This window comes from Stenotrophomonas sp. GD03819 (genome assembly GCF_029841665.1).
Lineage (GTDB): Bacteria > Pseudomonadota > Gammaproteobacteria > Xanthomonadales > Xanthomonadaceae > Stenotrophomonas > Stenotrophomonas geniculata.
The window spans coordinates 57214-76255 of the sequence record NZ_JAOCEW010000025.1 but is presented as its reverse complement, the minus strand read 5'-3'; the positions used below and the strand labels follow the sequence as shown (position 1 = coordinate 76255).

Below are 19042 nucleotides of genomic sequence, written 5' to 3'. Positions count from 1 at the left end.
GCAGCCGAGCATGGCTCGGCTCTACAGAACGCAATGTCAGACGATCACGGCCGCAGCAGCACCTTGCCGTTACGACCCGAACCCGCACCGGCCTTCGCTGCCTGGGCGATATCGTCCAGTGCGAAGATCTGCTCCACCGGCAGCGTCAGCTCGCCGCCAGCCGCACGCTTCAGCAGTTCGCCAACCAGCCGGCGCTTGTCCTCCACCGCCATCGCCTGGCTGACCTTGCTGCCCCAGAAGCCCTTCACCGTCGCTTCCTTGTAGATCAGGCCGCCGGCCGGGATGTGCATCGGTTCGCCGCTCATCACGCCGAACGACACCAGCGTGCCGTTGTGGCCGAGCAGGTCGACCAGGTCACCGCTGGCGTCGCCGCCGATGGAATCCACGGCGGCCGCCGCCTGTGCTTCGCCGGTCGCTTCACGAACGCGATCCTTCCAGCCGTCCACCGAGGTGTCGAACACATGATCGATACCCAGCGCCTGCAACTGTGCGACGGCATCCGCATTGCGCACCAGGTTGGCTACATGCACGCCACGCGCCCGCGCCAGCATCGCCAGCGACTTGCCCACCGCGCCGTTGGCGGTGTTCTGCACGATCCACTGGCCCGCCTCGACGTGCAGGAACTCCAGCAGCATCAGCGCGCTCAGCGGCATGGCGATCAGCTGCGCGGCCATTTCGTCGGGGATCGCCTCCGGCATCGGAATCACCATGCGTGCCGGCGCGATGAAGGCCTCGGCCCAGGTACCGTGTACCGAGGCCGCGGCGACGCGCTGGCCGATCTGCAGGCCGTCGACACCATCGCCGAGTGCATCGACCACGCCCAGCGCTTCACTGCCACCGATCGCCGGCAGGGTCGGCTTGTAGCCGTAGAGGCCGCGCACGGTCAGCAGATCGTGGTTGTGGATCGAGGCCAGCACGGTGCGGATGCGCACCTCGCCGGGGCCGGGCTCGGGCAGCGGCGCATCGGCAATGGCAAGGACGTCGGCCGGGTTGCCGAAGGAGGGGTACTGGGCAGCGCGCATGGGTGGTGTTCCGGGGAAAGTGGATGTTGTACCGAACTGGGGCCGCAGGGGCTGTCGACAAGGCGCCGCAGCTGCAACACGGCATCCTGCGACTGATCGTCGCGACATGTGCTGATTACCGCATCTTGTGTTGACGGTTCGGGATATCCCCACTATGTTGTGGCCGTCACTCCCGGTCAGCCGCCGCCGCCGGACATGCAGCAAACGTCCCGCGGCCCGCCCCTGAAGGCTTGCCGTGTCGACGCGGCCGCCATCGTGCGGACGCAGGTCGCCCCCACGGCCCGGATACCGGCCGCAGGCGCAGGCAGATGCCGACGACCTACGTTCCCGTGCCCTGGCAATCCACCCGTTCGCCCCGTGCGCCGGTATCGCGTTCAGGGCCGCCATGGCATCGACCGCCAACGCGCGTGCGAGCCTGGAGTTTCACCACCATGACCGACAGTACCTTCCGCGTGGCCGATCTGGCCGGCGCTGGCGACGCCTTGCGCGCCGGTGGCGAGCGCGTGCCGACCTGGATCACCAAGGAGGCCGGCAACCGCCGCCTGCCGTTCGAGGCCGAGCGCCTGCAGCGCAGCATCGACGCCGTGCATGCCGAGTTCCCGCAGCTGGACGTGAGCGACTATCGCCGCGTGGTGCAGGAGATGGTCGAGCGCAAACCGAGCATCAGCGCCGACGACCTGGTCGATCTGCTGATCCGTGAGGCCGAATCGCGGGTGGACCTGGTTGCACCCGAGTGGGAACAGTTTGCCGCGCGCATCTACCTGCGCCGCCTGTACAAGCGCGCCAGCCGCAACCGCTTCTACGACGTCGGCCTGAAGTACGGTTCGTATGTGGGCCTGCAGGAAAGCCTGGCTGACCGCGGCATCTACAGCAACGACATCCTGCGCTGCTATTCGAAGGAAGAGCTGCAGCAGGCCGGCGAGATGATCGACCCGGAGCGCGACCGCCTGTTCGCCTACAACGGCCTGTACCTGCTGGCCACGCGCTATCTGGCCAGCGACCGCAGCCGCGAGGTCTACGAACTGCCGCAGGAGCGCTGGCTGACCATCGCGCTGTACCTGATGCAGGAGGAAAAGCCGCGCGAGCGGCGCATGCAGCTGGTCGGCGAGGCGTACTGGGCGCTGTCCAACCTGTACATGACCGTCGCCACACCGACCCTGGCCAATGCCGGCAAGGTGGGTGGGCAGCTGTCCAGCTGCTTCATCGACACGGTGGACGACAGCCTGCAGGGCATCTATGACTCCAACACCGATATCGCCCGCGTGTCCAAGCACGGTGGCGGCGTCGGCGCCTACCTGGGCTATGTGCGCAGCAGCGGCGCGCCGATCCGGGGCGTGGCCAATTCCTCCGGTGGCGTGGTGCCGTGGATCAAGCAGCTCAACAACACCGCGGTGTCGGTTGATCAGCTTGGCCAGCGCAAGGGCGCGGTGGCGGTGTACCTGGACATCTGGCACCGCGACATCGAAGCGTTCATGGACCTGCGCCTCAACAACGGCGACCAGCGCCTGCGCGCGCACGATGTGTTCACTTCGGTGTGCGTGCCCGACCTGTTCATGGAAGCGGTCGAGCGCCGCGCCGACTGGTACCTGTTCGACCCGCACGAGGTGAAGCAGGCCAAGGGCTGGTACCTGCAGGACTTCTACGATGAGACGCGCGGTGCGGGCAGCTTCCGCGACCGCTATGCCGAACTGGTGGCCGACGAGCGCATCAGCCGCCGCACGGTGAAGGCGATCGATCTGTTCAAGCGGATCATGCTCAGCCAGTTGGAGACCGGAAATCCGTTCCTGTTCTACCGCGACGAGGTCAACCGCCGGAACCCGAACAAGCACGCGGGCATGATCTATTCCAGCAACCTGTGCACCGAGATCCTGCAGAACATGAGCCCGACGCGGATGATCCAGGAGATCGTCAGCGGCGACCAGATCGTCACCACACGCCGCGCCGGTGACTTCGTGGTCTGCAACCTGTCCTCGATCAATCTCGGTTGGGCAATCAGTGCGCCGGATGACCTGCTGGCCACCGACGTGCTGGAGCGCCTGATCCCGATCCAGGTGCGCATGCTCGACAACGTGATTGACCTCAATGCGCTGCCGGTGCCGCAGGCCACCATCACCAACCGCAAGTACCGCGCCATCGGCCTGGGCACGTTCGGTTGGCACCACCTGCTGGCGCAGCAGGCGATCCAGTGGGAATCACCGGATGCCGAAGAATTGGCCGACCGTCTCTACGAACGCATCAACTTCCTGACCATCCAGGCCAGCGCGCAGCTGGCGAAGGAGAAGGGCAGCTACCCGATGTTCGCTGGCAGCGACTGGCACAACGGGCGTTACTTCCTTGACCGCGACTACAGCGGCGCCGCATGGGACAGCCTGGCCCACGAGGTCGCCACGCACGGCCTGCGTAACGGCTGGCTGCTGGCCGTGGCGCCGAACATGAGTACCGCGCAGATTGCCGGTTCCACCGCATCGATCGACCCGATCTACAGCGCGTTCTACTACGAGGAAAAGAAGGACTTCCGGCGGCCGGTGGCGGCGCCGGGCCTGTCGCTGGAAACCTGGCCGTACTACGAGAAGGGGGCGTACAAGGTCGACCAGTTCGCCAGCGTGCGCCAGAACGCGCGCCGCCAGCGCCATGTCGACCAGTCGATCAGCTTCAACCTGTATGTGCCGAGCACGATCCGCGCGAGCACCCTGCTGGAGCTGCACCTGAGCGCCTGGCGCGAAGGCCTGAAGACCACCTACTACGTGCGCTCCAACGACATCGACATCAGCGAATGCGAGTGGTGCTCCAGCTGATCATCCACGGTAGCGCCGGGCCACGCCCGGCGAGCGCATCGCGCGGCCGTCGCACATTCCGCCGGGCATGGCCCGGCGCTACCCCCTGCAGGTAACACCATGGCAACCCCCCTCGACCGCATCAAGATCCTCGAACCGCGCCATCCCAACCGCAGCACCGGCATCATCAACGGCCGTACCAGCGGCATCCTCAACTGGAACGATATCCCGTATCCGTCCTTCTATCGGGCCTACAAGGATCTGTCGACCAACTTCTGGATTCCCGACGAGGTCGACATGAAGCTCGATGCCCGCCAGTACGGCGAGCTCAACGCACGCGAAAAGAACGCCTACGATTCGATCATCGGCCTGCTGGCCACGCTCGACTCACCGCAGACCCGTTTCATCTACAACGTCGCCGAGTACATCACCGACCCGGCCGCGCATGCCAATGCGGCGATCATCGGCCAGCAGGAAGTGATCCATAACGAGAGCTACAGCTACGTACTGGCCTCGATCACCGACCTGCCGAACCAGAACCGCATCTTCGAGATCGCCCGCACCCACCCGACCATCATCAAGCGCAATGCCCCGATCATGAGCGCGTATGACGACTTCATGCGCGAGAAGACCGCCGAGACCCTGCTCAAGTCGCTGATCCAGTCCTCGATCCTGGAAGGCATCAACTTCTATTCCGGTTTCGCCTACTTCTACAACATGGTGCGGCAGAACCGCATGAACGGCACCGGCAAGATCATCAGCTTCATCAATCGCGACGAGCTGGCCCATACCAAGTTCATCAGCGAGCTGATCCGCGCCATCATCGGTGAAAACCCCGAGCTGCAGACCAATGAGTTGACCGCCTATGTGCACCAGTCATTCGAACATGCCATCGAGCTTGAGACGCAGTGGTCGTCGGAGGTGCTGGATGGCATCGATGGCATCGACGTGGACGAGATGGTGCGCTACGTGAAGTACCGCGCCAACAAGATGGCCGGCATGCTCGGCATCGAGCGCCTGTACAGCGACACCACCGACAACGTGATGCCGTGGATCAAGGCCTACGCCGACAACTTCACCGAGACCAAGACCGACTTCTTCGAGATGCGCAATGCAAGTTACAAGAAGACCAACGTCGACAACGGCTTCGACGATCTCTGAGTCTGGCGCCGTGCTGCGCATCCTGATGGTGGTCGCCTCCTTGAGCGGCAACACCCGCGAACTCGGCCGGCAGATTGCCGAACGCTGCCGCGTTGCCGGTCATGCGGTGCACTGGCAGGAGGCCGACGACCTGCGCCAGGCACCGCCGCTGGCGGCCGATGAGGCCGACCTGGTGCTGCTGGGCTGCTGGACCGACAACGCCGGCCGCACGCCGGCGGAGATGAAGGCATGGGTGGCCGGCATCGCCGAGCGCGGCGAGCGGCCACGGCAGCTGGCGGTGTTCGGCACCGGTGAAACGCAGTGGGGGCAGGAGTACTACTGCGGCGCCGTGCACCGGCTGATCCGCTATTTCCGCAGCGACTACCCGCCGCTGGAGATCGAACAGATGCCGCATGGCCAACGCCATGCCGGGACCATCGATGCCTGGACCGATGCGGTCCTGGCCCATTACTGGAGCAACACCGATGCAGATCATCGACGCCACCACGCCTGAGCAGTTCCAGCAGCTTCTGGCCGAACATCCGCGGGTGCTGGTGGATTTCCACAAGGACCAGTGCCCGGGCTGCCGGATGCTGGAGGTGTCGTTGCACCGGGTGGCCAACAGCGTGGCGGGGCAGGGCACGACCCTGCTGCGCGTGCAGCTGGAGGTGCTGGGTGAAGCGTTCTTCAGGGAGCTGGGACTGCGGCAGACCCCGACGTTGTCCCTGTTCCGTGACGGTGATGAGCGCACGCGCCTGGCAGGGTTCCAGTCACCGCAGCAGATCGAGGCCGCGATCGCGTTGCATTTGTAGAGCCGAGCCCATGCTCGGCTGCCGTTCGCGCGGTGAGCGATGAGTCGAGCATGGCCCGACTCTACAAGGGCATCCACGCATGGCGTGGATCTACCGGGGCAGGGTCCGTGGTTCGGCGTCAGGCTCCGCTGAAGGTATCCACCAGCAGCTTCACGTTCAACACCACGATCACCAGCGCGATCACCCAGGCAATCGCGCCCAGCCAGCGTGGTGCCACCAGCGCGCCCATCGTCACTTTGTCGGTCACGATCCGCACCAGGGGAATGATCGCGAACGGCAGCTGCATCGACAGCACCACCTGGCTCAGCACCAGCAGCTTCACCGCGCCCTGGTCGCCGAACAGCATGATCACCACCACCACCGGAATGATCGCCAGTGCGCGCGTGATCAGCCGACGCAGCCACGGCGGCAGGCGCAGGTGCAGGAAGCCTTCCATCACGATCTGGCCGGCCAGCGTGGCGGTCACTGTCGAATTCAGGCCCGAGGCCAGCAGGGCAATCGCAAACAGTGTCGCCGCCGCGCCCACGCCCAGCATCGGCGCCAGCAGCTGGTGCGCCTGCTCGATGTCTTCCACATCGAAACGGCCATTGGCATGGAACACCGCCGCCGCCAGGATCAGGATGCTGGCGTTGATGAACAGTGCCAGCGTCAGCGCGAGGGTGCTGTCGGTCACCGCCCAGCGCAGCGCGCTGCGACGGCCCTCGTCGGTGCGCGGATAGGCGCGGGTCTGCACGATGGAAGAATGCAGGTACAGGTTATGCGGCATCACCGTGGCGCCGATGATGCCGATGGCGATGTACAGCGCGTGCGGATCAGTCACTACCTGCGCGCGCGGAATGAATCCGCCCAGCACGTCCATCACCGGCGGTGCGGCCAGCGCGATCTGCACCATGAAGCAGCCGAAGATCACCATCAGCAGCGCGATCACGAAGGCTTCCAGCGCACGGAAGCCGCGGTTCATCAGCAGCAGGACCAGCAGCGTATCCAGCGCGGTGATCACCGCGCCCCACAGCAGCGGCAGGTCGAAGAGCAGCTTCAATGCGATCGCGGTGCCGATCACCTCGGCCAGGTCGCAGGCGATGATCGCTGCCTCGCACAGCGCCCACAGCGCCAGGTTCACCGGCTTCGGGTACCGCGCGCGGCAGGCTTGCGCCAGGTCCATGCCGGTGGCGATGCCCAGCCGTGCCGACAGCGCCTGCAGGATCACCGCCATCAGGTTGGAGATGAGGATGACCGACAGCAGCAGGTAGCCGAAGCGCGAACCGCCGGCGAGGTCGGTGGCCCAGTTGCCTGGGTCCATGTAGCCGACCGAGATCATGTAGCCAGGGCCGAGGAAGGCCAGCAGGCGGAACCACCAATGGCCCTTGTCGGGAACGGCGACCGAGGCGTTGAGCGCGCCCAGGCTGGCCGGGGTGGAGGCCGAAGGGTCGTGGGGCGCCAGGGTGTTCATGGGTCCGAATATAGCTCCTGCTATAGTCATTAGCAATGTGAAACAATCGTCTTTATCGCGTTACTGGTCCAGAATTCAGTTTCAAACCCGGAGTAGACCGGAAGGACAGGCGCAGGCGTGGGCAAGACCGACGATTCGACATCGCTGAAAAGCACCCCCTTGATCGAGGCTGAGCGCCAGGTCGAGAGCTTCCGGCAAGTGCGCGAAGCGCACCGGATGGAGCTGGTGGAGGACTATGTCGAGCTGATCTCGGACCTGCTGGCCGACGGCGGCGAGGCCCGCCAGGTCGACATCGCCACCCGCCTGGGCGTGGCCCAGCCCACCGTGGCGAAGATGCTGCGGCGCCTGGCCCGCGATGGCTGGGTGGTGCAGCGGCCGTACCGCGGCGTGTTCCTGACCCCGGAAGGCGAGGCGCTGGCCCATGCCAGCCGCCAGCGGCACCAGACCGTGGAGCGTTTCCTGCTGGCGCTGGGCGTGGACCCTGATACGGCACGGCGTGATGCGGAGGGTATCGAGCACCATGTGAGCGAGCAGACGCTGGCGCTGTTCGAGGCGTTCGTGCGCAAGGCCGAGGGCGAGGCGCCGTAACGGTAGCGCCGGGCCATGCCCGGCGGCCGTTCGCGCGATCCCGGTTTTTGTAGAGCCGAGCCATGCTCGGCTGCCGTTTGCACGGTGATGGAATGCGTCGAGCATGGCTCGACGCTACAGGTCAGGCGGGCAGCGGGCCTGTTCCTGCGCGCACGCCCGTTTCGTCCATTCCTTCAACACCGGCTGCAGGCCTTGGTAACGCCGGCCTTGCCAGCCATTGGCCAGCACCGTGCCGTCGGCATCGATCAGTACCAGATTCGGCGGTGCCAGCCCGGCCAATGCCTGCAGGGCCGGCATGCGCGCAGCGCGGCGCGGGTCAAGCACCGGCCACGGCATGTCCTGCGCGTGCATGTAGCGGCGCAGCGCGCTCTCGCTCTCATCCTGGCTGACGTACACCACTTCGGTATCGGCGCCGGCTTGGCGCAGGGCATCACGCACGCTGCGCAGCGTGGGTACGAAGGCATGGCACGGTGCACACCAGTCGGCACCGAAGTACAGCGCCACCAGTTTCGGCGCCTGTGTCCATTGCATCGGTCGCAGCGAGCGCTGTTCCGGCCGCATCAGCGAGGCCGAGACCTGCGCGTGCAGGTCCGCAGCCATCGCCGGTGCGGCCAGCAGCACGGCACAGGCCAGCAACAACGCTCGCAGAGCTTCAGAACGCATAGCGCAGGTTGACGTACCACGAACGCGCGAAGCGCGGCCCGTAGACATAGTCGCTGTCGCGCAGCGCGCCCACTTCCAGATCTTTCTGGCGCTGATCGAACACGTTCTTGACGCCCGCGGCCACCGACACTTCCTGCTGCGCCTGCGCGCCCAGATGGCGGTGCCAGCGAGCACCAAGATCGGTGACCAGGAAGGAACGCGTACGGTGCAGCTCGCCCAACCGGTTGTTCAGCACCGACATCGGCCCGGTATGGCGCAGCGCGACGAAGGTTTCCCACGGCTCGGCGGGCATCCAGCTGAGCTGCGCCAGCCCGGTCCAGCGCGGGGTCTTCAGGTAGTCGCGGCTTTCGATGATGGTGTCGCCACCGTCGCCGGTGTCGTCGAAGATGCGCTGCGGTTCGCGGAAGCGCGAGCGGTACCACGAGGCACCGGCGGTCAGGCGCCACTGCGGCGACGGCTGCCAGCCGAGGTTGGTTTCCGCCCCCAGCACGTTGGAGCCGGAGGCGTTGTAGCGCAGCTGGCTCAGTTGTCCGTCATCGCCGCGCTGGATCTCGCCCAGCGCGAAGGTGTCGCGGATGCGTGCATAGGAGGCGGTAGCATCCCAGCTCCACACTGGATTGGCCGGGTCCGAGCGCCAGTCGAAGCCGAACAGGGTGGTCAACGCGCGCTCTTCCTTCAGGCCATCGGTGTTGCGCACGCGCACCTGCTCGCCACCCAGCGTATCGACGTGCACGTCCTCGACGAAGATCTCCGGTGCACGGAAGCCGGTGGCGACGCCGGCGCGCCACTTCAGGTTCGGGGTGGCCTGCCAGGCCAGGGCGATGCGCGGCGAGAACACCGCGCTGTCCAGCTCCGAGCTCTTGTCCACGCGTGCGCCCAGTACCAGGTCGACGTTGTCACGCAGGCTCCATTCGTCCTGGATGAAGGCGCCCAGGTTGTGGAAGGTTGCATCTTCCAGCACCGCCAGGCGCTGCCCGTCACCGGTGCGGTTGTCGTCGCGCAGCGCCTCGTGCTTGTACTGCACGCCGAAGGCCAGCGCGTGCGCGCCCAGCCGCCAGTTCAACTGGCTGTCGATGTAGTGCAGCGGGTTGTGGGTGCGGCCGTATTGGCGCCACGAACGCGAGGCCGCGCTGCCGGCCACGTTGGGATCCAGCTGCGACGGGTCATAGCCGAGGGCAGACGGATCGGTAACCACGTCGCCAAGACCGCCGTAGAAACTGTCGCGGTCGATGTCGGCGAAGGCGTAGGCCAGGCGGAAATCGACGTCGGCATTGATTTCCTGATCCCACGACACGCTGCCGCGCCGGTATTTCGTATCCAGCGATTCGGCGATGTTGGCCAGGTACTCGGGCTGATCCAGTCGATTGCCGCCACGCCGGGTTTCATCGGTCACCTGCAGGTCCAGGCGCAGCCGCGTGCCCGGCGTGGGCGCGTACCAAGCCTGCAGCCCGCCGACCTTGAGGTTCTTGCGGGTGATCTCGGTGTAGCCGTCACCGTTGTAGTCGATGCCGCTGTTCCAGTTGCGCTGGGCAATCACTGAAAGCCCGGCGTCGGCATCTTTCGCCACCAGGTCCAGGCGCACTTCGGCATTCTTCTGCGGTGTGCCCTTCAGGACATCCACGCCGGCCTGCACATGGCCACCGCTGCGCGCCGGCAGCGGCGGAATCAGGTTGATCACACCGGCCACCGCACCCGGGCCGTACAGCGCCGAGCCGCCGCCCTTGACCACTTCGATGCGGTCGACGAACCCGGCCGGGATCTGTTCCAGGCCGTACACGCTGCCCAGCGAGGACAACAGCGGGATGCCATCGAACAACAGCTGGTTGTAGGCACCGGGCAGGCCCAGCAGCTGCACTTCGCTGGTGTTGCAGTTCTGGCAGTTGCTTTCCACGCGCAGGCCGTTGATCAGCTCGGCGGCGCGCGAGAAGTCGGTGGCCGCGCGCAGCGCGATGTCTTCCTTGCGCAGCACTTCGGTGCGGATCGGGACATCGGATAGCAGGCGTTCGCTGCGGGTGGCGGTGCTGACCTTGACCTGCACGCGGTCCAGCTCGGTCGGCTTCGAGGTGGCGGCCAGTGCAGGCAGCGGCAGGGTCAGGGCAATGGCGGCGGCCAGGGGCAGCCGATGGAAGAGGGGCGTGGCAACGGGCATGAGGGCGTCGTCCTTGGGAGAAGAAAGGCGGCGAGGGCGACCTGGCTGACGCATATGAAAGCAGCGGCTTATTAATATAGCAAGTGCTATATAGCGAGGCCGAGGCCATTGCGCGTGGAGCACCAGTCGAGTCAGATCATGCGAGTGTTATAACATTACAAAATGCGACCACACCCCTGCCGGTGGTCATGTCCATAGGATGGAGTTGCCGTGTAGGCGCGGTCGGATCGTCAGCCGCGGCGGAATGCGGCGGGGGTCCGGGCGCCGACGATGATCATGCGGATCATCGTGGAGATCTGTTCGACCAGTTCCGGATCCTTCTCCGGCGGCAGGTCCATGGCGGTGGCGCCCATCGCGAACACCAGCCGGGTGATGGCCTTGGCCACCAGTTCCGGGGCATGCAGTACCGCGCCATCCAGTGCGGCCAGGCGCACCAGATCGTGCTGCAGCTCTTCCTCGAAGTAGTGCAGCTCGCGTTCGACCGCGTGCTTGAAGTCGTCCGAGCCGACCGCGCCTTCGCGCAGCAGCACGTGCAGCAGCTTGTCGTCGGCGCGCAGCTGTTCCATGAAGGTCTCCACGGAAACGCGCACCACGCTGGTGGCGGTAGAGGTGGCGCGCTGGCGGGCCTCGCCGATGATGGTGCGCAGCGAGCGGCCGGCGGCGTCGATCAGCGCCACGGCCAGTTCGTCCATGTCGCGGAACTGCCGGTAGAAGCTGTTCGGCGCAATGCCGGCCTCACGTGCCACTTCGCGCAGGCTGAGCGTGGACAGGCTGCGGTGCGGCCCGATCAGCTTCAGGGCGGCGGCCAGCAGATCCTCGCGGCTCACCGTACGGCGGGCCGGGCTGTTGGCATCTTCAGGCGTCGACAAGGCGGTGGCGGCGGCCATGGGGGTTCCGGTGGGGCGAGGCTGAATCATACCCAATCCGGTTCAATATACACATGTATACACAGGTGTATGTGCGCCCGTATAGTGCGCCCATGAGCGCTGTCGTCCGTCCGTCCCTGTTCTCTCCGTACCGCTGGGTCTCGCCGTCGCTGTTCGATTTCTGGGCGGGCCAGCTCAATCCCCTGTGGACCCTGCGCGAGCCGGTGGCCCGACTGGTCCGGCGCGAGCCGGCCGGCGAGGGCGCGGCGACCCTGGTCCTGCGCACCAACCGGCACTGGGCCGGCATGCGCGCCGGCCAGCACGTCACCCTGGGCGTCGAGATTGAGGGGCGCCTGTGGCAGCGCAGCTACAGCCCTACCGCACTGGGTCGGCGCGAGCTGGCGATCACCGTCAAGGCGATCGATGGCGGCCGGGTCAGCCAGCATCTGGTAAACCATGCACAGCCGGGCGAACTGTTCCGCCTCGATGCCGCCTTCGGCGAGTTCCATATGCCGGCCGCGGCGCCGGTGCTGCTGCTGGCTGCCGGCAGTGGCATCACGCCGATGCGCAGCCTGTTGCGCGACGCCTGCCAGCGCCCGCTGGCAGCACCGGTGGACCTGTTCTATTGGGAGCGCACCGCCGCCCATCTGCAGTTCCGTGATGAACTGCAGGCGCTGGCCGCGGCACATCCGAACCTGCGCGTGCATCTGCTGACCACCCGCGAGGGTGAGGCGCCGGCCGCGCGCATCGATACCCATGGTCTGCAGGTGGCCGGCGATGACACGCCGCTGGCGCAGCGCCATGTGCTGGCCTGCGGTCCGGATGGCTTCGTTGCCGCTGCGCGTGAACGCCTGGCGCACCAGGTGGCTGGCTTCCAGGCCGAAGCCTTCACCCCGCCGGCGCCACTGCGCGATGCCAGCAGCGAAGGCGAGGTGTCGCTGACGCTTGCGCGCAGTGGCCGCCAGCTGAGCGTGCCGCGAGGCCGCTCGCTGCTGGAAAGCCTGGAAGCGCATGGCATCAAGCCCAAGCACGGTTGCCGCATGGGCATCTGCAACACCTGCACCTGTGATCGCGTCAGTGGCGCCACCCGCCACCTTCGCACCGGCGACCTGCAGTCCGAATCGGCACAGCCGGTGCGGATCTGCGTGAGCGCACCGACCACCGACCTGACTCTGGATCTCTGAGGACGCCTGCCATGACCCGCGCTACCGACCGTGCCCTGAGCACCGCCGAGATGCATGCTTTCGGTGAGGAACTCGATGCGATCCGCGACCGTGTGATCGGCAGCCTCGGCGCCTCCGATACCCGCTACATCCGCCGCGTGGCCGCCGCCGTGCGCTGGTTCGGCGTGGGTGGCCGTGGCCTGCTGTTCCTGGCAGCGTTTTCGCCGCTGTTCTGGATGCCGCTGCTGTGGCCGGCCGCGATCACTGGCACGCTGCTGCTGGCGCTGTCGAAGATCCTGGAGAACATGGAGCTGGGCCACAACGTCATGCACGGCCAGTTCGACTGGACCGGCGACCCCAAGCTCAATGGCAACACCTACGAGTGGGACATCGTTGCCACCGCCGACAACTGGCGCAAGACCCACAATTTCCGCCACCACACCTACACCAACGTGCGTGGCATGGACGATGACATCGGCTACGGCCTGCTGCGCATCTTCCCGGAACAGCGCTGGAAGCCGTTCTACCTGCTGCAGCCGATCATCGCGCCGATCTTCGCGCTGCTGTTCCAGTGGGGCGTGGCCGCGCAGGACCTGCGCCTGGGGCGTTGGCTGAAGGGCCGCATCAGCGGCCGTGCGATGTGGATGCAGACCCGCCCGGTGGCGCGAAAGATGGCCCGCCAGGTGCTGAAAGACTACGTGTTCTTCCCGCTGCTGGCCGGCCCGTTCTTCCTCACCGTGATGCTGGGCAACATGGTGGCCAACGGCCTGCGCAACATCTGGACCTACGTGATCATCTTCTGCGGCCACTTCACCGCCGAGTCGGAAACCTTCCCGAAGGAATGCCTGCGCAATGAATCGCGCGGTCACTGGTACCTGCGCCAGCTGCGCGGTTCGTCCAACATCAGCGGCGGCTTCCTGATCAATGTGCTGTCGGGCAACCTCAGCCACCAGATCGAGCACCACTTCTACCCGGACCTGCCGGCCAACCGCTATGCGGCCATTGCCAAGGAAGTGAAGGACATCTGCCGCCGTTACGGCCAGCACTACAACAACGGCTCGCTGCCGCGCCAGTTCGGCCAGGTGGTCTGGCGCATCCTGCGTCACGCGTTCCCCAGCAAGCCGCGCCGCCTGCCGATGCCGGACATCATGTCCGCACCGGCATCGGCCAACGCGGGCTGATCAACTCAGCCCGCCTTCGCCAGGGCCGCCTGTTCGCGGTCCAGGCGACGCAGGAACACCTGCATTTCCTTGCGTGCCTGCTGGTCGCCCTTGCTGCCGGCCACGCTCAAGCCGCGCTGCCATGCTTCGCGCGCCGCCTGCGGCTGGCCACTGGCCAGCCAGGCTTTGCCCAGCAGCTTCCACGCCGCGGAATACTGCGGATCAAGCACCACGCACCGGCCCAGATGGGTGGCCGCGCGCACCGGGTTGCCCGCATCCAGCCAACCCTTGCCCAGGCCGAAGCGCAGCAGCGCGCCGTCCTTGCCGTTGGCAAGCATGCATTCCAGGGCTTCGATGTTCATCCGCGCACCTCCACCAGCAGTTCGGTGGGGCCGGGCTGGAAGCGGCCACGATGGAACAGCAGCGGCGCGCCGCCGTTCTCGTGCACTTCGATGATGCGGCCAGCCAGCAGCAGGTGATCGCCCACCGGCCACTGTGCGTGGCGGGTACAGGTGAGGTGGGCGACCGCACCGGCGATGCGTGGTGGGGCATCCTCGTCATCATCCAGCAATGCCAGGCCGTCGAAGCGGTTGCGGACCTGCGGATCGGCAAAGCGCCGGGCCAGCGCTTCCTGGTCGGCCGCCAGCACGCTGATCGCAAAGCGGGTGGCGCGCTGGAAGGTGGACAGGCTCTGCGCATGCAACGCCAGGTTCCACAGCACCAGTGGCGGCTGCAATGACACCGGCACGAACGAATTGATGGTCAGGCCGATGGGTTTGCCCTGCGCATCGCGGGTGCAGACGATGGCCACGCCGGTAGGAAAGTGGCCGAGCAGCCGCCGCAGGGCCCGCGGCGGCATCTCGACCGACGGCACCGGGGCCGGGGCGGGGAAAACCCCCGCCCACGGCCCGGCGTACGGCAGCGTTTCGCCGCTCATGAGGCCCTGGCCTGGCGGTAGCGCCGGCCGACCTCGGCCCAGTTGATGATGTTGAAGAACGCACCGATGTAGTCCGGGCGACGGTTCTGGTAGTGCAGGTAGTAGGCGTGTTCCCAGACATCCAGTGCGAGGATCGGGGTGTTGCCGGACAGGCCCACGGCCGCACCCATCAGCGGGCTGTCCTGGTTGGCGCTGCTTTCCACCTGCAGGCGACCATCGCGATCGCTGGTCAGCCAGGCCCAGCCGCTGCCGAAGCGGGTCTGCGCCGCCTTGGTGAAGGCCTCCTTGAAAGCATCGAAACCGCCGAGGTCACGGTCGATGGCGGCGGCCAGTTCGTCATCGGGTGCACCACCGTTGGTGCTGAGCACGGTCCAGAACAGGCTGTGGTTGGCGTGGCCACCGCCGTTGTTGCGGATGGCGCCGCGCTGCGCCTCGGGCACGGCATCGAGGTTGGCGATCAGCGCCTCGACCGGCTGCTCGGCGATGCCGGCCTGCTCGATGGCGGCGTTGAGGTTGTTGACGTAGGCCTGGTGGTGCTTGCTGTGGTGGATCTCCATCGTGCGCGCATCGAAATGCGGCTCAAGGGCGTCGTAGGCGTAGGGGAGCGGGGGAAGCGAGTACGACATCGAAGCAATCTCCGTGGGGAAGGCCAGAGGGCTGGCCGTGGGGAGACTGTTATCGCACCTCAACATTGGTTGAGGTCAAGGGCCGGGATTGAAATGCGTGCGCGTTCGCCGCTTTGATTCCCCCGTCAACCTTTGCAGGTCAGCTCCCTGCGGCGGCGCGGAGACGGAGTCAAAGGCAAGAGGAAGAGCGACGTGGTAGTGCCGGCCGCTGGCCGGCAATCAGCGAAGGTCGGGTTGACTGCCAGCGGCCGGCACTACCAGAACCCGCTTTTCGAACCTCACCGGCGCGCTGATGTGCTGCCCGCGCTCGCAGGAAACTGTCCGGTGGGGGGGAGGGGCTGGCTGGGACCGTTGGCGCCATGGATGGCGCCATCGAGCCCCCCAGGATGGGTTTACGGCGTGTCCCGGCCAGCCCCTCCCCCCGCCACAACCGATATCAACAAAAGCGCCGGCAGGCGAACCCGCCGCCAGCGTTTTCATCAACTCAACTCAACCAATCCTTGCACGCGCCATCTACCTGATCGCCGCACGCCTGCTGCATCCTCTGCTGCAGCCGCGCCAGCGTCTCCGCGCCCTGGTGCTTGCCGCTCCACGTCTTCAACTGTCCTGCCAGGCGTTCGAAACGCTGGCGGGTACGCTGGTGGTAACCGGAAGGCTGCGCTTCCAGTTCGGCGATCAGCGAGGCGGTGGCCTGCTCGATGCGTGGTGCGTCGTCCGGCGCCAGCTTCAGCAGGCCCTCCACGTACAGCACGCCCCACTGCACGCGGGTGGCCGGGCCCTGCGCACCGTCGTAGGCACGCTTCAACCACTCCAGCGCACCGGCGGTGTCGCCGCGCTGCTCGGCCAGTTCGGCCAGCTCGGGCATGTAGTAGTACGGCTGTTCGCTCCGCTTCAGTTCCGCCAGCAACAGCGACTCGGCGCCTGCGTCGTCGTCGACCTGGCGTAGTGCGTAGACCGCGCTGCTGATCGTGGCCTGGCGCGCATGCGCATCGGTGGCGGCAGCGTCGGCAGCAGCCACGCGCTGCTTGACCCGATCAACCAGGGCCGCGGGCAATGCGCCCTTCGGCTGCTGCTGGCGGGCCAGCGACACTTCGGTCAACGCACGCGACAATGCGTCGTCGGCGCGGTCGCCGCGCTCGGCGTCTGCCCGCTCCAATGCCACCAGCAGCTGCTGTCCCAGCGTGTTGCTGGTGGCCGGCCCGGCACTGGCCTGCTTGACCAGCTGTACGCCTGCATAGCCCAGCAACTCACGGTTGCGGCGGACTTCGGCGGGCTGCGCCAGCACGGCCTGCAGCAGCTCGCGTACTTCGGTGGGCGAGGCATCGGGCTTTTCGGCCGTTGCCAAGGCCAGCAGGGCGAAGCGGCGCTGCAGGGCAGCGTCGGGTGCGGCCTTGGACAACTGGCGCAGCACATCCTCGCTGCTGCGCTCGCCGGCCAGGCGGTTGGCGTCCACTTCCCAGCCGTAGTCGCCCAGCACCTGCCAGTCTTCTGCGGCCAGTCGGTCCGGCGTTGCCAACGCGGTGGCCAAGGTGGCGGCAACAGCACTGCGGCGGCCTCCGGCGACGGTCAGTGCCCGGGTCAGTTCGGTGGCATCATTGCCGCCGGCCACGCGGGTGATTTCGTTGCGCTTTGGGTCCAGCACGATCAGGGTCGGATAGCCGCGTACGCCGAAGCGCTCACCCCAGGCTTGCGCACCTTCCTCGTCGCCATCCAGGTAGACGGGAACGAATTTGCTGGTCAGCGCGATGAAGGCCGGGTCCTTGAACAGGCCCGCCTTGAGCTGGTTGCACGGTGGGCACCAGACGGCGCCCCAGTACAGCAGCACCGGCTTGCCGCTGTCGGCGGCCTCGGCGAAGGCATCATCGACATCGCCCTGGCGCCAGGCGATTGCCTTGGCCGGCGCGGGCACCTCGGCGGAGTTGGCGATGGAAACCGGGGCCGGGGTGCAGGCGCTCAGCGCCGAAGCCAGCAGCAACATAGAAAGCGCGACGCGCATCGGCAGCATCTCGAAGGCCAGGGTGACAGGCCATTGTAGGAACGGCCGGGGAGCCTGCTGATTCAGTTTGCTTATGACGGGCGTGCCGCAGGGCATGACGCCCGCCGGGCATTGGCCGGCGGATGCCTTCAGGCCGCTGCCCGCACCATCTGCTGATACACCAGCCCATTGAACTCGCCGACGTCGCCGTCCAGCACGAAGCCATAGCGCAGGTAGGTTGGCACTGCATTGAGTGAGGCGCGCACGGTCAGGACCGGCTCGCGCACCTGCGGGAGCACCGCGTCGAACAAAGCATGGCCGATGCCCTGGCCCTGGTAGCCGGGATCGACGAACAGCATCGCCAGGTGCCGGCCTTCCTTCAGTTCGATCACGCCGACGACGCGGCCGTCCTGCTCGGCCACCAGGATGTGGTTGTCGCCGTGCAGGCGCGCGCCGAACGCTTCGGCCGCGGCGACGCTGCCGAAGGTGGCGATGCCGGCCGCGCTGAGCGAAGGTGCGACCGCCGCAGTGAAGGCAGCCAGGCACACCGTGCTGATCGCGGGCAGGTCATCGACGTGGGCGGGGCGGATCGTCGGCATGCAGTGTTCTTCCGGTGGTGGGCGGCGCGTCATTGTTGCCGCAGGCCTTCACGCTAAGCTGGCGGCATGAGTGATTTCAATCCCGCGTACGCTGCCTTGTTTCCGCAGCAGGGTCTGAGCCTGGGCCTGATGACGCCCGTGGCGTCGCATGGGTTGGCCGATCCACGTGAGGCGCGACGTATCGCGCGACTGGCCGATGACCTGGGCTTTGCCGCGTTGTGGACGCGCGACGTGCCGCTGATGGTGCCGCAGGGTCCGGACGCGACAACGAGCGCGTTGGACGACCCGTTCCTGTGGCTGGGCATGCTGGCTGCGGCGACCGAGCGCATCGTGGTCGGCAGCGCGGCCATCGTGCTGCCATTGCGCCATCCGCTGCAGGTGGCGAAGTCGGCCTTGAGCCTGGACCGGATCAGCGACGGCCGCTTCGTGCTGGGCCTCGGGTCTGGCGATCGGCCGGAAGAGTTCGCCGCATTCGGCGAGGATCTGCAGGGCAGGGCGGCGACGTTCCGTGAACGCTGGACCTTGTTGCGCGCGGCGTTGTCACCGGAGTCCGAAGAAAGGGTCGCGGTAGTGCAAGCCACCGGTGGCTTCGACGTACTGCCGGCCCCGGCCACGCGCATTCCGATGCTGGTGGTGGGCACTGCGCGGCAGAGCCTGCAGTGGATCGCACGCGAAGCCGAAGGCTGGGCCACCTATCACCGCGAAGAGGCCGCGCAGGAAGGGCGCATCGGCCTGTGGCAACAGGCGCAGGCGCAAGGCGCTGGGCCAGGCAAGCCGTTCGTGCAGTCGATGCTGCTGGATCTGCAGGCCGATCCGCAGGCACCGCCCGAGCCGCTGCCACTGGGCCTGAAGGTCGGCCGCGACGGCTTGCGTGACTACCTGCTGCGCGTGCATGCGCAGGGCGTGGGGCACGTGATGTTCAACCTGGTCGACAACGGGAGGCCGATGGACGCGGTGCTGCGTGAGATCGGGGAGCACGTTCTGCCATACACACTCCGGTAGGTGTCCACCTTGGTGGACACGCTCCAGCAGTCGAGCACGGCTCGACTCTACATGGCGTTCGCATCTGCGTATCATTCGCATTTGATATCCCGATGCCGGAGCCCCGCGTGACCCAA

The 19042-nt window shown here is 66.7% G+C and carries 18 protein-coding genes; 8 read left to right on the top strand and 10 right to left on the bottom strand.

Annotated elements, in window-relative coordinates; translation table 11 throughout:
- Window positions 1-44 precede the first annotated feature (44 nt).
- Window positions 45-1022 (bottom strand): zinc-binding dehydrogenase, encoded by a 978-nt coding sequence (locus N5D45_RS15605; RefSeq protein ID WP_197657396.1) that lies wholly within the window; start codon window positions 1020-1022, stop codon window positions 45-47.
- Between the two features lie 431 nt (window positions 1023-1453).
- Here N5D45_RS15605 and N5D45_RS15600 point away from each other — a divergent pair, with 431 nt between their 5' ends.
- The 4 genes from N5D45_RS15600 (at window position 1454) to N5D45_RS15585 (ending at window position 5748) form a co-directional block, all read left to right on the top strand.
- Complete coding sequence (locus tag N5D45_RS15600; RefSeq protein WP_197657397.1) at window positions 1454-3817, top strand: ribonucleoside-diphosphate reductase subunit alpha; 2364 nt, start codon at window positions 1454-1456, stop codon at window positions 3815-3817.
- Between the two features lie 99 nt (window positions 3818-3916).
- On the top strand, window positions 3917-4957 hold the full coding sequence (locus N5D45_RS15595) for a ribonucleotide-diphosphate reductase subunit beta (protein ID WP_197657398.1): 1041 nt from the start codon (window positions 3917-3919) through the stop codon (window positions 4955-4957).
- A gap of 25 nt (window positions 4958-4982) precedes the next feature.
- Window positions 4983-5450, top strand: coding sequence for a flavodoxin (locus tag N5D45_RS15590; RefSeq protein ID WP_228355368.1), 468 nt, complete (start codon window positions 4983-4985; stop codon window positions 5448-5450).
- Window positions 5422-5748: a thioredoxin family protein gene (locus N5D45_RS15585; protein WP_010485192.1), complete on the top strand. Its 327-nt coding sequence runs from the start codon at window positions 5422-5424 to the stop codon at window positions 5746-5748. The genes N5D45_RS15590 and N5D45_RS15585 overlap by 29 nt, the downstream gene beginning before the upstream one ends.
- 118 nt (window positions 5749-5866) lie before the next feature.
- On the opposite strand, the gene N5D45_RS15580 is transcribed toward N5D45_RS15585, so the two are convergent.
- Entirely contained in the window at window positions 5867-7198 is a 1332-nt protein-coding gene (locus N5D45_RS15580; RefSeq protein WP_010485195.1) for an Nramp family divalent metal transporter, read from the bottom strand.
- Between the two features lie 117 nt (window positions 7199-7315).
- On the opposite strand from N5D45_RS15580, the gene mntR reads away from it, so the two are divergent.
- Window positions 7316-7786: a manganese-binding transcriptional regulator MntR gene (gene mntR / locus N5D45_RS15575; RefSeq protein WP_006372477.1), complete on the top strand. Its 471-nt coding sequence runs from the start codon at window positions 7316-7318 to the stop codon at window positions 7784-7786.
- Between the two features lie 114 nt (window positions 7787-7900).
- Here mntR and N5D45_RS15570 read toward each other — a convergent pair whose 3' ends face one another.
- The 3 genes from N5D45_RS15570 to fabR all read right to left on the bottom strand — a co-directional run bounded on the left by N5D45_RS15570 (window position 7901) and on the right by fabR (window position 11485).
- Window positions 7901-8449 (bottom strand): thioredoxin-like domain-containing protein, encoded by a 549-nt coding sequence (locus tag N5D45_RS15570; RefSeq protein WP_049455087.1) that lies wholly within the window; start codon window positions 8447-8449, stop codon window positions 7901-7903.
- The gene (locus N5D45_RS15565) at window positions 8439-10598 is read right to left on the bottom strand and encodes a TonB-dependent receptor (protein ID WP_057503805.1); all 2160 of its coding nucleotides are present in this window, start codon (window positions 10596-10598) and stop codon (window positions 8439-8441) included. The genes N5D45_RS15570 and N5D45_RS15565 overlap by 11 nt, the downstream gene beginning before the upstream one ends.
- Before the next feature lie 230 nt (window positions 10599-10828).
- Window positions 10829-11485, bottom strand: coding sequence for an HTH-type transcriptional repressor FabR (gene fabR / locus N5D45_RS15560; protein WP_005409961.1), 657 nt, complete (start codon window positions 11483-11485; stop codon window positions 10829-10831).
- 92 nt (window positions 11486-11577) lie between these two features.
- Between fabR and N5D45_RS15555 the strand changes: the two genes are divergently transcribed.
- Both N5D45_RS15555 and N5D45_RS15550 read left to right on the top strand, forming a co-directional pair.
- A complete protein-coding gene (locus tag N5D45_RS15555) occupies window positions 11578-12648 on the top strand; it encodes a ferredoxin reductase (protein WP_057503806.1) in 1071 nt (356 codons plus the stop codon).
- Window positions 12649-12659: 11 nt separating this feature from the next.
- Window positions 12660-13808, top strand: a complete 1149-nt coding sequence (locus N5D45_RS15550; RefSeq protein WP_010485207.1) for an acyl-CoA desaturase — start codon at window positions 12660-12662, stop codon at window positions 13806-13808.
- Window positions 13809-13813: 5 nt separating this feature from the next.
- On the opposite strand, the gene N5D45_RS15545 is transcribed toward N5D45_RS15550, so the two are convergent.
- The 5 genes from N5D45_RS15545 to N5D45_RS15525 all read right to left on the bottom strand — a co-directional run bounded on the left by N5D45_RS15545 (window position 13814) and on the right by N5D45_RS15525 (window position 17924).
- Entirely contained in the window at window positions 13814-14149 is a 336-nt protein-coding gene (locus N5D45_RS15545; protein WP_019659932.1) for a tetratricopeptide repeat protein, read from the bottom strand.
- Window positions 14146-14724 carry a flavin reductase family protein gene (locus tag N5D45_RS15540; protein ID WP_021204258.1) on the bottom strand — a complete coding sequence of 193 codons (579 nt, stop codon included), beginning with the start codon at window positions 14722-14724 and terminating at the stop codon, window positions 14146-14148. Before N5D45_RS15540 ends, N5D45_RS15545 begins: the two co-directional genes overlap by 4 nt.
- Window positions 14721-15350 (bottom strand): superoxide dismutase, encoded by a 630-nt coding sequence (locus N5D45_RS15535; RefSeq protein ID WP_049480884.1) that lies wholly within the window; start codon window positions 15348-15350, stop codon window positions 14721-14723. Before N5D45_RS15535 ends, N5D45_RS15540 begins: the two co-directional genes overlap by 4 nt.
- Window positions 15351-15834: 484 nt before the next feature.
- On the bottom strand, window positions 15835-17355 hold the full coding sequence (locus N5D45_RS15530) for a thioredoxin family protein (protein ID WP_057503677.1): 1521 nt from the start codon (window positions 17353-17355) through the stop codon (window positions 15835-15837).
- 119 nt (window positions 17356-17474) lie between these two features.
- A complete protein-coding gene (locus N5D45_RS15525; protein WP_010485217.1) occupies window positions 17475-17924 on the bottom strand; it encodes a GNAT family N-acetyltransferase in 450 nt (149 codons plus the stop codon).
- A gap of 66 nt (window positions 17925-17990) precedes the next feature.
- Here N5D45_RS15525 and N5D45_RS15520 point away from each other — a divergent pair, with 66 nt between their 5' ends.
- Window positions 17991-18926: a TIGR03571 family LLM class oxidoreductase gene (locus tag N5D45_RS15520; RefSeq protein WP_164191728.1), complete on the top strand. Its 936-nt coding sequence runs from the start codon at window positions 17991-17993 to the stop codon at window positions 18924-18926.
- Window positions 18927-19042: the final 116 nt, after the last annotated feature.